Genomic DNA, 13180 nt, shown 5'->3' on the forward strand with positions numbered 1-13180 from the left:
TGCGCCCTGCACGACCGCGAACACGAGCCGCTACGCGGTGAAGCACAACCCGTTCCTCTACTTCCCCAGTGTGACGAACGATGCCGCCTACTGCGCCTGGCACGACGTTCCGTACGACCGGTTCGCCTCCGACCTCGCGACGACGACCTCCCTGCCGGACTTCTCCTTCATCAGCCCAGACCTGTGCAACGATATGCACGACTGCTCGATCGCCACGGGAGACGCCTGGCTGCGAACGAACGTCCCCCCGATCCTCGCCTCGCCCGCCTTCACCACGCAGCGGTCGCTCCTGGTCATCACCTTCGACGAGGGCGACTCCTCGGATAACGTCGTCGCCTGCGTCCTCGCCGGCCCGGCCGCGCGTCCGCATGCGGTCTCGGCTCAGCCCTTCACGCACTATTCGCTGCTGCGGACGATCGGACGGGAGTGGGGACTCCCGCCCCTGACAGCCAACGACGCCGGTGCGCCGCCGATGACGGGGCTGCTTCAGTGAATAACCCCTATTGCTTTGCCGAGAATTTCGTTCTGGGAATACCACCCTGGGGTATCCTGGTTCGAGAACTCGGGTGCTTCAGCGGTGCCCATCGAAACGGAGGATGACGTGCAGACGATCGAATACCAGGTCACCGGGATGACGTGCGAGCACTGCGAGCGGGCGGTGACCGAGGAGGTGTCTCAGGTGAACGGCGTGGATGAGCTGGCCGTGTCCGCGACGGACGGCGTACTGAGCGTCACGACGGCTGCGGGAGTGGACGACGCGCTCGTCCTCGCCGCTGTCGAGGAGGCCGGTTACATCGCCGCGCGCCGCTGAACCCGGCGCCGCCGCATCCACCTCTCGCCCATAGGTCCTCGCTGATCGGAGCACACATGACCGCCTCTCCCCTCCCCTTTGGCGCCACCACTGACGTGGAGCTCGAGGTCGGCGGCATGACCTGTGCGTCCTGCGCGATGCGCATCGAGAAGAAGCTCAACCGGCTCGATGGCGTCTCGGCGACCGTCAACTACGCCACCGAGAAGGCGCGCGTGGCGATTCCGGCCGGGATGAGCGTCCAGGAGGTGATCGCGGAGGTCGAGCGGACCGGATACACGGCCGCTGTTCCCGCAAGCGCACCTCCCCGTGGCGAGGATGCCGACCCCGAACTCACCGGACTGCGTCAGCGACTGATCGGGAGCGTCGTCCTCGCCGTCCCCGTGATCGTCCTGGCGATGGTCCCCGCGTTCCAGTTCACCTACTGGCAATGGCTCTCGCTCGTGCTGGCTGCTCCGGTCGTGCTCTGGGGTGGATGGCCGTTCCACCGAGCGGCGGCGGTCAATGCCCGCCACGGCGCTGCGACCATGGACACGTTGGTCTCGATCGGCACGCTGGCGGCCTTCGCGTGGTCCCTGTATGCGCTGTTCCTCGGAACTGCGGGGATGCCGGGCATGACGCACGGCTTCAGCTTCACCGTCACCTCGTCGGACGGCTCCGGCAACATCTACCTCGAGGTGGCCTCCGGCGTGACGATGTTCGTCCTCGCCGGACGCTACTTCGAGAAGCGCTCGAAGCGCCGGGCGGGTGACGCCCTGCGCGCCCTCCTCGAGCTGGGAGCCAAGGACGTGGCCGTCATCCGCGGCGGCGTCGAGACCCGCATCCCGGTCGGCGCCCTGCGCGTCGGCGACGAGTTCGTCGTGCGGCCCGGCGAGAAGATCGCGACCGATGGTGTGGTCATCGAGGGGCGCAGCGCCGTCGACCGATCGCTGCTCACGGGCGAATCGGTGCCGGTGGAGGTGACCGAGGGCGATGCTGTCACCGGCGCGACCCTCAATGCGGGAGGCCGTCTTCGGGTGCGCGCGAGTCGCGTCGGCGCCGACACGCAACTGGCCCAGATGGCGAGACTCGTCGAGGATGCACAGTCCGGCAAGGCCGAGGTGCAGCGCCTCGCCGACCGGATCTCCGGCGTCTTCGTCCCCGTCGTACTGGGCATCGCGGTGGTCACTCTCGGCGCCTGGCTGCTCGCCGGTTTTCCCGCGACCTCCGCTTTCACGGCAGCGGTCGCGGTGCTGATCATCGCCTGCCCTTGCGCCCTGGGTCTCGCCACCCCGACTGCGCTGCTGGTCGGCACGGGTCGCGGTGCCCAGCTGGGCATCCTGATTAAGGGCCCGCAGGTGCTGGAGGCGACCAGGACCGTGGACACGATCGTGCTGGACAAGACGGGCACAGTGACAACGGGAAGGATGACGGTGCACGACGTGATCGCGGCCGACGGCGTCGACGAGCCGACGCTGCTCCGCCTCGCCGGGGCCGTCGAGGACGCGTCCGAGCACCCGATCGCCCGCGCGGTAGCGATCGCGGCCGTGGAGCGCTCGCGGGATCACATCGCCGGGGAGGTGCCAGCCACCGAGCCTCGGCACGGCGAGCTGCTTGGCGACCTGCCCGGCAAACTGCCCGCGGTGGACTCGTTCACGAACATCGAAGGGCGGGGAGTTCAGGGCATCGTCGAGGGGCACCTCGTGCTGGTCGGGCGCCCCTCCCTCCTCCGCGAGTGGTCCATCCCGCTGGATCCGGCGCTGGAGGCTGCGCGACAGGACGCGGAGGCGGAAGGGCTCACGGTCGTCTGCGTCGCCTGGGACGGCGTCGCCCGCGGCATCCTGGTCGTCGGGGACACCATCAAGCCGACCAGCGCGGAAGCCGTCGCCGCTTTCAGCCGCCTCGGTCTGACGCCGATCCTTCTCACCGGCGACAACTCCGCTGCGGCCCGCGCGGTCGCCCAAGCGGTCGGCATCCACGAGGTGTTCGCCGAGGTGCTGCCGGCAGACAAAGCGGGAATGATCGCACGGCTCCAGGCCGAAGGGAAAGTCGTGGCCATGGTGGGCGACGGCGTCAACGACGCGGCCGCTCTCGCAACCGCGGACCTGGGGCTCGCGATGGGGACGGGCACAGACGTCGCCACGGAGGCCGCCGACATCACCCTGGTGCGCGGTGATCTGCGTGCCGCCGTGGACGCGGTCCGGCTGGCGCGACGAACCCTCGGCACGATCAAGGCCAACCTGTTCTGGGCGTTCGCGTACAACGTCGCGGCGATCCCCCTGGCGGCCTTGGGCCTGCTGAATCCGATGATCGCGGGCGCCGCTATGGCGTTCTCCAGCGTTTTCGTCGTCGGCAACAGCCTTCGCCTCCGTGGGTTCCGCTCCGCATCCGGCTGAAAACCTCTGGATGCCGTGTAGAGAATCCGGCATCGCCTCCGACCTCCTCATGTCACCGTCGCCGACACCGGCACGGGTATCGACCTGAAGGAGCCGACCATGAGCACCGCCGCAGCCGCCGCACCCACCGCAACGACCGCGACAACCTCTGCCGCCGGGACCTCCCCCCGGCCGGGCACACTCGGCGACGGCCGGGCCGGCGCCCGCGAATGGCTCGGTCTTGCCGTCCTCGCGCTCGGCGCACTGATCACCTCCATCGACGTGTCGGTGGTGCTGCTCGCCCTGCCGCGCATCGCCGACGACCTCCACGCCAACAGCGCCCAGCAGCTCTGGATCGTCGACCTCTACGGCTTTCTGCTCGCCGGGCTGCTGATCACGTTCGGGTCCTTCGCCGACCGGTTCGGCAGGCGCCGTATGGTGATGATCGGAGCCGCGGTCTTCGCGGCAGCATCGGTGCTCGCGGCATTCGCCCCGACCGCAGGCATGCTCATCATCGCGCGCGGCCTCTGCGGGGTCGGCGCGGCCGCGCTCACCCCGGCGCTGTATGGGCTGCTGAGCGCCCTGTTCCGCAGCGACCGCCAGCGATCTGTGGCGATCGGCGTCTTCATGGCGTGCTTCATGGGCGGCATGATCGTCGGCCCACTGGTCGGCGGTGCCCTGCTCGCCCACCTTCCCTGGGGATCGATCTTCCTGTTGGGCGTCCCCGTCATGATCCTGCTGCTGGTCCTGTGCCCGATCCTCCTGCGGGAAACCCCGCGCACGTCGCCGGCCGGCGCGACCGACTGGTGGAGCGTCCTGCTCTCCCTGCTGGCGATCCTGCCGTTCGTCTACGGGGTCAAGGAGGTCGCGCGCAGCGGCCTCCAGCCGACCTCGAGTGTCACGATCGTCACCGGCGTGATCTTCGCCGTCTGGTTCATCCGGCGCCAGCGTCGGCTCGGGATGGATGCGGAGCGCCGTCCGCTGCTCGACCTGACGATGTTCCGCAGCCGCGGCTTCACGCTCGTGCTGCTGAGCCTCATGCTGATGACCCTGCTGACCGGGCCCCTGATGATGCTCAACACCCAGTACTTCCAGCTGATCGAGGGAGCCGGACCTGTGCAGGCGGGGCTGCTCACGGTCCCTGCGGCGCTGGTCAGCGTGCTCGGCTTCATCGTGATGCCGGTGATCGGCCGGCGCGTCCGTCCGGGCATCGTGATCGGCGCGGGCCTTCTGCTGATCGCGCTCGCGCTCATCCTGATGGCCCAGGTGACGCCGCAGACCGGACCGTGGCCGCTCGTCGCCGGATTCGCGCTCGTCAGCTTCGGTGCGGCGCCGCTTCCGACGCTCGGGACGACGATCATCGTCGGCTCGGTGCCCCTGGAGAAGGCGTCGTCGGCGGCCTCCATCTCGGAGACGAGCGGCCAACTCGGTTACGCCCTGGGCATCGGCCTCCTGGGCAGCCTGGTGACCCTCGTCTACCGGCTCGGCCTCCCCGCCGAGTCCGCGCTCACCGCCGGGCAGCAGGAGGCCGTGCGCGAGAGCCTCGTTGGCGTTCGGACGGTCACCTCCCACCTCTCCCCCGAGCTCGCCCTGCGCGTTCAGGCGGCAGCCGCTCAGGCGTTCTGCTCCGGCATCCAGGCGGTGTCTCTCATCGCGGCGGTCGCGATGGCTGTTCTCGGAGTGGTCTGCCTGATCCGCCTGCGCCACCTCGACGCTTTCGGAAGGTGACCGACGAGTTGCTGTCGGCTGAGGGTTGGTGACGAGGCGACTTACGGCGCCAGTCGGCGCGCCAGTGACGTGAGGTGGTCACGCGTGACTGCGGCCGCAGCTGCAGGATCACGGTCGGCGATGGAGTCGTAGATGCCCTGATGGGTCGCCTGATCCGCGTCGTCGCCGTGGGAGCCACGGGTGCGGAGCATGTCGATCATGGCCTGCCGGTTTCGTGGGGTGAAGCTGTCGAACAGGTCGAGCAGGATCGGGTTGTGCGACGCGACGACGATGCTGCGATGGAACGCAGCATCCGTGTCGACGTGCTCATCGACCCCTCCACGGTGCGACTCGCGTGCCTCGAGCGCTCTCTTCACGGCCCGCAGCTCCACGCCAGTCCGGCGCTCCGCCGCAAGGGCGGAGGCCTCGACCTCGACGGCGATCCGGGCTTCGATGACCGTGAGGATGTCGGCGCGGCTGACGGTGCGGGTCCAGTCCTCCGACGCGTCCAGGGCCGTGACGAACACGCCCGCGCCCTGCCGGGTCGCGAGCACACCGCGACCGGCGAGCTGCCGGATCGCCTCCCGCACTGTGGAACGCCCCACGCCCAGTTGCGGGGCCAGCGTCGTCTCGCCGGGCAGCTTGGCGCCGAGCGCCCACTCGCCGGAGCGGATTCGATCGAGCAGCAGCTCGGCGGCTTGATCGGCCAGAGGTTCGCGGCGTACCAGGGTCATGGAGCCATCATCGCAGGAACCCCAACTGCTCTACTTGTCTGAGGAGTTGTGATAGCCTCCCTTTCGTGCGCTCCCTTGTATTGCTTCTTCTTCGCCGCCACGGCGGGGTGTAGCCGGACCGGCTCCCCGGCGTGGGGCGAACGTGCGCCGGTCCCTCCTCACCACCACTGAAGAAGGACGACGCCTGATGAGCACGAACACGTACTCCCGTATCTCCACTCCCGCCGGCCCGGTCCCTGCCGACGCGGCCACCTGGAACCGCCAGCGGCACTCGCAGATGCCCTCGCATCGCTACCGTGACGCGTACTCGCGCGTCGACGTTCCCCTGACCGAGCGGAACTGGCCGACCAGACGGCTGACCTCCGCACCGCTGTGGGTACCGGTCGATCTGCGCGACGGCAACCAGGCGCTCGCCGAGCCGATGGACCCCGAGCGCAAGCGCCGATTCTTCGAACTCCTGGTCCGTATGGGCTACAAGGAGATCGAGGTCGGCTACCCGTCGGCGTCGCAGACGGACTACGACTTCGTGCGCCTGATCGCCGAGAGCGGCATCGCGCCGGATGACGTGACGATCGTCGTGTTCACCCCGGCCCGCCGAGACCTGATCGAGCAGACCGTGGAGTCCATCCGCGGCATCCGCAACGCGGTCGTCATCCACCTGTACACCGCCACCGCACCCGTCTGGCGCGAGGTCGTGCTCGGCAAGAGCCGCGACGAGTTGCGGGAGCTGATCCTCGCGGGCGCCCGCGACGTGCTGGAGCTCGCAGGCGAACTCCCGAACGTGCGATTCGAGTTCTCGCCCGAGGTGTTCAACCTCACCGAACCGGACTACGCCATCGAGATCTGCAACGCCGTGACCGAGCTGTGGGATGCCACGGCCGAGCGACCCGTCATCCTCAACCTCCCGGCGACGGTCGAGATCGCAACACCGAACGTATACGCCGACCAGATCGAGTACATGCACAAGAACCTCGCCCGCCGCGACGCCGTGATCCTTTCGGTGCATCCGCACAACGACCGCGGCACCGGCATCGCGTGCGCCGAGCTCGCGGTCCTCGCCGGGGCGCAGCGGGTCGAAGGATGCCTCTTCGGCAACGGGGAGCGGACCGGCAACGTCGACCTCGCGACTCTGGCGCTCAACCTGCACGCGCAGGGCATCGACCCGATGATCGACTTCTCCGACATCGACGAGATCCGCCGCACCGTCGAGTACTGCAACCGCATCGAGATCCATCCACGGCATCCGTACGTCGGAGACCTCGTGCACACCGCCTTCAGTGGCACGCACCAGGACGCCATCAAGAAGGGATTCGCCGAGCACCGCGCCAGAGCCGCCTCCGAAGGCCGCGCGGAGACCGCGATCGAGTGGCGAGTCCCCTACCTCCCCATCGACCCCGCCGACATCGGGCGCAGCTATGACGCCGTGATCCGGGTCAACTCGCAGTCCGGCAAGGGCGGCATCGCGTACCTGCTCGAGGCCGAGTACGGAATCGAGCTGCCCCGCCGGCTCCAGATCGATTTCGCCCGGCACGTGCAGCGGCACACCGACGCCACGGGTGGCGAGGCGACCGCGGCCGAGCTCTGGGAGCTCTTCCGAACCGTCTACCTCGGCGGGGCGGACGATCCTCACGCTGCCGCCCTGCTCGCATTCGACCCGCGAACCTGATCCGGCTCCGCCGCCTCGACGCTTTCGGAAAGTAGAGTGTCGAGAATCGGCGCCCGGCTCCGACCTGTCTGCGAACGCTGCGATCACGCGGCGCACCGATCGAAAGGAACAGCCATGAAGTACCTCATCCTGATGCAGGTCGACCCGGACGTGCTCGCGGGACTCAGCGAAGCGCAGATGTCCGCGATCGGCGACGGCCACGAGAAGTTCATGGCGGCCATCACCGAGACCGGGGAGTTCCTGAGCACCAACGCACTGGGCGATGCCAGCCAGTCCAGCGTGGTGCGCAGCCGCGGCGGCGTCCCGGAGGTCGTCGATGGGCCGTTCGCCGAGTCCAAAGAGTTCATGGGCGGCTACTACCTGGTCGACGTGGAGTCCAAGGAGCGCGCGATCGAGCTGGCGAAGCAGATCCCGGACGCCTCCATCGACGGGCTCGCCCTGGAGATCCGGCCGGTGATGTTCTCCGCCGGGGTGGACATGTGACCGAACAACCCCTCGGGGACCTGCTGCGCGAGCTCGCGCCGCAGGTCCTCGCGGCGTTGCTGCGGCGGTATGGGGCCGGCCAGTTCGACATCTGCGAGGATGCCGTGCAGGAGGCGCTCATCGCGGCCGTCCAGCAGTGGCCGCGAACCGGCCGGCCGGACGATGCGCGCGCGTGGCTCGTCACCGCGGCCCGCCGCAGACTGATCGACCAGATCCGCAGCGAGAGCAGCAGGCGCGACCGGGAGCGGTCGGAGGCGATGCTGCATGAGCCGCTCGCCGGCGCCGCAGTCGCGCACGCCGATGACAGTGTCCAGTTGCTCCAGCTCTGCTGCCATCCGGCGATGACCGTCTCCGCTCAGATCACGTTGACGCTGCGTGCGGTGGCCGGCCTCACCACCGCCCAGATCGCGCACGCCTACCTGCTTCCGGAGGCGACCGTCGCGCAGCGGATCAGCCGGGCGAAGGCGCGAATCCGCGAGACGGGAGCCGCGTTCCCCGCTCCCCTCGGCGCCGACGACCGGCTGGAGGCGGTGCTCGCCGTCATCTACGTCATGTTCTCCGAGGGGCACACCGTGACCACCGGAGACGCCATCCACGACGTCGATCTGACCGACCAGGCCATCCACCTGGCACGGATGCTCCACACCGTCCTGCCGGAGGACGGCGAAGTCGCCGGGATGCTCGCGCTGCTCCTCCTGACGGATGCGCGCCGACCCGCCCGAACGACTCCAGGCGGCCGGCTGGTGCCGCTCGACGAGCAGGACCGCTCGCTCTGGAATCGCGACCTGATCGCGGAGGGCATCGGCATCCTGGAGCAGTCGCTCCCGCAGGGCGAGGCGGGTCCATATGCGCTCCAGGCGTCGATCGCGGCCGTCCACGACGAAGCACCGGACGCGGACTCGACCGATTGGGCGCAGATCCTCGTGCTCTACCGCCTGCTGGAGCGGCAGACGGGCAACCCCGTCGTCACCCTCAACGCCGCCGTGGCAGAGGCGATGGTGTTCGGGCCGCAGGCCGGACTCGCTGCGATCGACCGCCTGACCGCGAGCGGACGGCCCGTGGATGCGCAACGGGTGGCGGCCGTGCGGGCGCACTTACTCGAGCGCGCGGGCAGCATCCCGGAGGCGGTCGCCGAGTACCGGGCGGCAGCCCGCGGCACGCGATCCGCGCCGGAGCGCGACTACCTGGATTCGCGCGCCCGTCGGCTCGAACACCGGCAGTGAGCGCGGGTCACCGGGCCAGGAGCTCGTCGAGCTTCTCGTAGCCCTCCCGGACGCCGTACTCCATGCCGGACGCGATCATCTCCTCCAGCGCTTCCGCGGAGGTGAAGACCGACCGTCCCGCCAGACGGGAACGGCCTCCGGGCAACGCCTCGAAACGCATTCGGTCGAGGCTCACCTCGTTCGGCGCGCCGAGGTACTCGAAGGTCTGGATGATGAGTTCGTTGTCGACGATGGTGTGGAAGACGCCGCGGAATCCGAAGGACTGCCCGTTCGTGTCGCGCTGCTCGAAGCCGTACCCTCCCCCGCTCCGGAAGTCCCAGCGGGTGATCTCCGTCTCCAGGGCGCGAGGTCCGATCCACGTGGCGTAGAGGTCGGCGTCGGCATGTGCGCGGAAAAGCGCCTCCACCGGAGCGTCGAACTCCCTGGTGAGATCGGCGTAGTTGGTGCCGGGAACGGCTTCGATGATGACCGGGTTGCCCATGATCGTCCTCAACAATCTGTTTACTCAACAATTACGTTGGATACGACGATAGGCGGCCCGGTCCCCCGCGTCAAGCGTCATCGTCGCCGTTCCCGGCCCGGACTTCCGCCCGCGTCAGCCGCGCGGGTCCAGCACGCTCAGCACTGCCGCCCCGGACTGCTCCGCCGACACCAGGCCGAATCGTGCCCCCGCATCGAACAGCCGGCGACCCGACCCGACGGCGACCGGGAAGGTGAGCAGCCGGTACTCGTCCACCGCGTCCGCCTCAGCCAGCGCAGGCAGCAACGATCCGCTGCCGATGACCGCGACATCCTTCGACGCGAGCGTCTCAGCGAGCCACTCCTCAAGAGTCCCGGCTACCGCCGTCGAGTTCGCCCAGGTGTCGCCCGGGAGCGGCCGGCTGGTCACGACCGCCTTCCTCGCCCGGTTCATCAGCTGCGAGAAGTCGTCGTCCCGCGTCGGCCACAGCGTGCTGAAGTGCTCCCAGCTCCGCCGGCCGAGCAGCAGCACCCCGGACTCCAGGATGCTCGCCAGTGAGAACTTGTCCCCGGCGACCGCTGCCAGCCCGAACTGCATCGCCCAGCCGCCGAACGGCGTGCCGTCACTGCCGTCCGGGTCCTCGACCACACCATCCAGCGTGATGAACTGCGTCACGATCAGTCGTCCCATGTCCGTCTCCTTTGTTCGTGAAGGGGATCCTTCATCAGGACATACGGATGGGACGCGCCGAAATCATCGCAGAACGGATGCCGTCGCCGCGAAGAGCTCGAACAGCCGCGCGTCCTGGTACACGAGAACGTGCCCGATGGCGCCGGCCGCGTCTCCATCGAGTAGGTGGACGGTGTGCGGCGTGCGCCCTTCGGGGGTGACCCGATACAGCAGGATGCCCGGCTGACCGTTCGCCGAAACCGACGTCGTGGACCACCCCGTTCCGCGCCAGACGAACAGGTGCGCCATGAAGGCGGCGTACGTCTCGCGCCCGATCGACCACTGCGGCACCGGCGGCATCTCGAAGACCACGTCGTCGGCGACGACCGAGGCGAGAGCAGCGGCGTCGGCCTCCTCGATCGCGCGGGCGTATCGTTCGACGACACCGTCGGCGACGGGATGCGCACGCTGGGTCCCTGAACGGATGGCCGCACGTGCGCGCTGGAGGGCCGAGTTCGCCGAAGGCACGGAAACCTCGAGCACCGCGGCGGTCTCCATCGCGGAGAGCCCGAGGATGTCGCGCAGCACGAACGCGCCCCGTTGCACCGGCGACAGCGACTGCAGCATGGCGGTGACGGCGAGCCGCACCTCCTCACGGCGTTCGGCGACCGTTTCGGCCTCCGAACCGCCGGCCCAGCCGGTCGGCGCCGGCAGCAGCCAGGGGACGTCGAAAGCCGGGACGAGCGGCGCGCCGACCTCCAGCCCGGGATCGCGCAGATCCCGCGGCAGAGGACGGCGCGGAGTCTCGCGCAACCGGTCGACGCACACGTTCCGCGCGATGCGGTACGCCCAGGTGGCGAAGGAGGCGCGAGCCGGGTCGAAGGTCGATCGAGCGCGCCAGACCCGCTCCATCGCATCCTGGGCGGCATCCTCCGCCTCGAACGGCGACCCGAGCAGCTGGTAGCAGAACGTCACCAGCCCGCGCCGGATGCGGGAGAGCTCCGCCTCGTCGAATTCCGCCATGCGGCGAGCCTAGCCACGCCCGGCGACATTCCGTCCGGCCTCCCCGTCAATTCTTGACGGTTTCTGTCCTCATAATTGAGGACAAGCGCCCGGCTCGCTAACGTAGAAGACGCCCGGGAATGCCGGACCTACGCGGAAACGAATTCCTAGCGAAGACGTCTCAACCCGACGCGGACGGAACGGCATCCCGGGAAGCTCTCCCCGCGCCGTCCCGCCCGCCACCGGCTCTGCTACCGGCTCACGCGGCGCTGTGGTCGACCAACGGCTGGACCTGCACCCCGCTGTGATCGTGGCGGGCCTCGGCGAGCCCCGAAGCGAGCGCGACCGCAGCCGCCTGATCGGGCACGTCGATGACGTAGAACCCGCCGACGACCTCCTTCGCCTCGGTGAACGGACCGTCCACCGTCGTCGGCTCGCCGTCGGTTCCGCGGCGGACGGTGACCGCCGTCCCGGGGCCCTGCAGCTCTCCCGAGGCGATGATCGAGCCCTCCGCCTTCGCCCAGAACTCGCCGTGCGCGGCATCGATCTCCGCACGCTCCTCCTGGGACATCTCCCGCCACCGCTTCTCGTCGCCGTAGATCAGGATCATGAATCGGCTCATCGTGCACATCCTCCTGTTGTGTGAATCATCTCGTGTGAATGCGTCGAACGAAGGCGCCCGATTTCGACACCGCCGCGGTGGGCGGTGCTGGGGAGAAGTCACCGAGGAACCGCGGCCACAGCGTCGATCTCGACGAGGGCGCCCGGCCGTGCGGGCGCGACCGCGAGCACGGTCACCGCGGTGCGCCGGTCGCCCCACACCGTCCGGGTCGCCGCGTAGGCGGCGGTCGGATCGATGCCGGGAGTCAGGTGGATGTTCAGCTTGACCACCTGCTCCGGCCCACTGCCTGCTGCGGCAAGCACGGCCAGCAGATTCCGCAGCGCCTGCTCGGTCTGCGCCTCCAGTCCCTCGAGAAGCGCGCCCTCCGCATCCACCCCGTTCTGGCCGCCCACGAAGAGCGCCGGACCCTCGGGGAGGATCATTCCCTGGGCGAACGCCGGACTGCGGTACAGCTCGGGTGGATCGATCTGGGTCGGCAGAGGCGCGTTCGGTTCGGTCATGGTGCATCCTCACGGTGTTCGACACTGTCGAGCACGTCGACGCCTTCGTGCGCAAGGTGCTGGACGGGGATTGAGTCCTGCGCGAGGCGGCCTGCCGGTCAGGCCGCCTCGCTCAGGAACGGTTCGTGCCGGTAGCCGTCGTCGTCCAGGATCGCCACCGTCGACTCCGGCACCTCGAGGAAGGCGCCCGGCATGTCGTTGAGCGGCTCCGAGACGACGACCTTCGCGTGGTCGCCGAAGAGGTCGAACTGCGCCGCATCCGGGAACATCTCCCGAAGTTCCGGGACGGCGACGGAGTGGAACAGCGTTCGGCTCTGATGCGAGGTGGAGTACCGGAACGCCCACAGCGTGCGCCCGTCCGACAGGGCGAACGTGCCCTGCACCGGGAACGGGATCCCCTTGCGTTCACCCATCCCCTCGACGAAGCGGATCGCCTTCGCCATCCCCTCGACCGGGTCATCGCGCAGGCCGAAGGTGAGCGCCAGGTAGAAGAGCACCTCCGAATCCGTGGTGCCGTGGATAAGCGGAAAGAGCGACTCGTCCACCGCCAGCGCGAGGTCGCGCTTCAGCTGGACGAACCCGTTGAGGAAGCCGTTGTGCATGAACATCCAGTTCTCGTACCGGAACGGATGGCAGTTCGTCTGCTGGATGGGCGGCCCGGCCGCCGCGCGAACGTGTCCGAAGAACAACGGGCTGGCGATCGCGTCCGTCAGCTCCCGCAGGTTCTCGTCGTGCCACGCCGGCTCGATGCTGTGGAACAGCGCCGGGGTGTTTCCCGTCGAACGATCCGCTGGATACCAGCCGAAGCCGAAGCCGTCGCCGTTCACGGTCTCCGCCCCGAGCGGCGAGTTCAGGGACTGCGCCACCAGCGAGTGCTGCGCGTCCAGAATCAGGTAGGCGGGCTTCAGGGGCTCCCCCGAATATGCGAGCCAACGGCACATGACGACCTCCC

13 protein-coding genes and 1 pseudogene are annotated in these 13180 nt (G+C 69.0%); 7 read left to right on the forward strand and 7 right to left on the reverse strand.

Annotation, left to right across the window (positions count from 1 at the left end):
* The 4 genes from ACPYOG_RS05820 to ACPYOG_RS05835 all read left to right on the forward strand — a co-directional run.
* On the forward strand, positions 1-493 hold a 493-nt coding region (locus ACPYOG_RS05820; protein ID WP_481293306.1), incomplete at its 5' end, for an alkaline phosphatase family protein.
* Between the two features lie 108 nt (positions 494-601).
* Entirely contained in the window at positions 602-811 is a 210-nt protein-coding gene (locus ACPYOG_RS05825; protein ID WP_481293307.1) for a heavy-metal-associated domain-containing protein, read from the forward strand.
* 56 nt (positions 812-867) lie between these two features.
* Positions 868-3183, forward strand: a complete 2316-nt coding sequence (locus tag ACPYOG_RS05830) for a heavy metal translocating P-type ATPase (RefSeq protein ID WP_481293308.1) — start codon at positions 868-870, stop codon at positions 3181-3183.
* Positions 3184-3282: 99 nt separating this feature from the next.
* Positions 3283-4890 carry an MFS transporter gene (locus ACPYOG_RS05835; protein WP_481293309.1) on the forward strand — a complete coding sequence of 536 codons (1608 nt, stop codon included), beginning with the start codon at positions 3283-3285 and terminating at the stop codon, positions 4888-4890.
* A 41-nt stretch (positions 4891-4931) separates the two neighbouring features.
* Here ACPYOG_RS05835 and ACPYOG_RS05840 read toward each other — a convergent pair whose 3' ends face one another.
* Entirely contained in the window at positions 4932-5603 is a 672-nt protein-coding gene (locus ACPYOG_RS05840; RefSeq protein ID WP_481293310.1) for a FadR/GntR family transcriptional regulator, read from the reverse strand.
* 277 nt (positions 5604-5880) lie between these two features.
* Between ACPYOG_RS05840 and ACPYOG_RS05845 the strand changes: the two are divergent.
* The 3 genes and pseudogenes from ACPYOG_RS05845 to ACPYOG_RS05855 form a co-directional block, all read left to right on the forward strand.
* Positions 5881-7215 (forward strand): annotated as a pseudogene (locus tag ACPYOG_RS05845) (2-isopropylmalate synthase); the annotation flags it as partial.
* A 168-nt stretch (positions 7216-7383) separates the two neighbouring features.
* Positions 7384-7752, forward strand: coding sequence for a YciI family protein (locus ACPYOG_RS05850; protein WP_090037025.1), 369 nt, complete (start codon positions 7384-7386; stop codon positions 7750-7752).
* On the forward strand, positions 7749-8975 hold the full coding sequence (locus tag ACPYOG_RS05855) for an RNA polymerase sigma factor (protein ID WP_481293311.1): 1227 nt from the start codon (positions 7749-7751) through the stop codon (positions 8973-8975). Before ACPYOG_RS05850 ends, ACPYOG_RS05855 begins: the two co-directional genes overlap by 4 nt.
* 7 nt (positions 8976-8982) lie before the next feature.
* Here ACPYOG_RS05855 and ACPYOG_RS05860 read toward each other — a convergent pair whose 3' ends face one another.
* The 6 genes from ACPYOG_RS05860 to ACPYOG_RS05885 form a co-directional block, all read right to left on the reverse strand.
* Entirely contained in the window at positions 8983-9456 is a 474-nt protein-coding gene (locus ACPYOG_RS05860) for an SRPBCC family protein (protein WP_481293312.1), read from the reverse strand.
* A 114-nt stretch (positions 9457-9570) separates the two neighbouring features.
* Positions 9571-10125 (reverse strand): dihydrofolate reductase family protein, encoded by a 555-nt coding sequence (locus ACPYOG_RS05865; protein ID WP_481293313.1) that lies wholly within the window; start codon positions 10123-10125, stop codon positions 9571-9573.
* Between the two features lie 63 nt (positions 10126-10188).
* Positions 10189-11127, reverse strand: coding sequence for an RNA polymerase subunit sigma-70 (locus ACPYOG_RS05870; RefSeq protein WP_481293314.1), 939 nt, complete (start codon positions 11125-11127; stop codon positions 10189-10191).
* A gap of 238 nt (positions 11128-11365) precedes the next feature.
* On the reverse strand, positions 11366-11728 hold the full coding sequence (locus ACPYOG_RS05875) for a YciI family protein (protein WP_481293315.1): 363 nt from the start codon (positions 11726-11728) through the stop codon (positions 11366-11368).
* 98 nt (positions 11729-11826) lie between these two features.
* Complete coding sequence (locus ACPYOG_RS05880) at positions 11827-12228, reverse strand: RidA family protein (protein ID WP_481293316.1); 402 nt, start codon at positions 12226-12228, stop codon at positions 11827-11829.
* 98 nt (positions 12229-12326) lie between these two features.
* Positions 12327-13169, reverse strand: coding sequence for a class II glutamine amidotransferase (locus tag ACPYOG_RS05885; protein ID WP_481293317.1), 843 nt, complete (start codon positions 13167-13169; stop codon positions 12327-12329).
* Positions 13170-13180 lie beyond the last annotated feature (11 nt).

The organism is Leifsonia sp. HAY1-4F, from assembly GCF_056755275.1.

Coding starts and splice junctions, on each gene's coding strand:
- ACPYOG_RS05830 (WP_481293308.1), top strand. CDS start 868: ATGACCGCCTCTCCCCTCCCCTTTGGCGCCACCACTGACGTGGAGCTC.
- ACPYOG_RS05835 (WP_481293309.1), top strand. CDS start 3,283: ATGAGCACCGCCGCAGCCGCCGCACCCACCGCAACGACCGCGACAACC.
- ACPYOG_RS05840 (WP_481293310.1), bottom strand. CDS start 5,603: ATGACCCTGGTACGCCGCGAACCTCTGGCCGATCAAGCCGCCGAGCTG.
- ACPYOG_RS05850 (WP_090037025.1), top strand. CDS start 7,384: ATGAAGTACCTCATCCTGATGCAGGTCGACCCGGACGTGCTCGCGGGA.
- ACPYOG_RS05860 (WP_481293312.1), bottom strand. CDS start 9,456: ATGGGCAACCCGGTCATCATCGAAGCCGTTCCCGGCACCAACTACGCC.
- ACPYOG_RS05865 (WP_481293313.1), bottom strand. CDS start 10,125: ATGGGACGACTGATCGTGACGCAGTTCATCACGCTGGATGGTGTGGTC.
- ACPYOG_RS05870 (WP_481293314.1), bottom strand. CDS start 11,127: ATGGCGGAATTCGACGAGGCGGAGCTCTCCCGCATCCGGCGCGGGCTG.
- ACPYOG_RS05875 (WP_481293315.1), bottom strand. CDS start 11,728: ATGAGCCGATTCATGATCCTGATCTACGGCGACGAGAAGCGGTGGCGG.
- ACPYOG_RS05880 (WP_481293316.1), bottom strand. CDS start 12,228: ATGACCGAACCGAACGCGCCTCTGCCGACCCAGATCGATCCACCCGAG.
- ACPYOG_RS05885 (WP_481293317.1), bottom strand. CDS start 13,169: ATGTGCCGTTGGCTCGCATATTCGGGGGAGCCCCTGAAGCCCGCCTAC.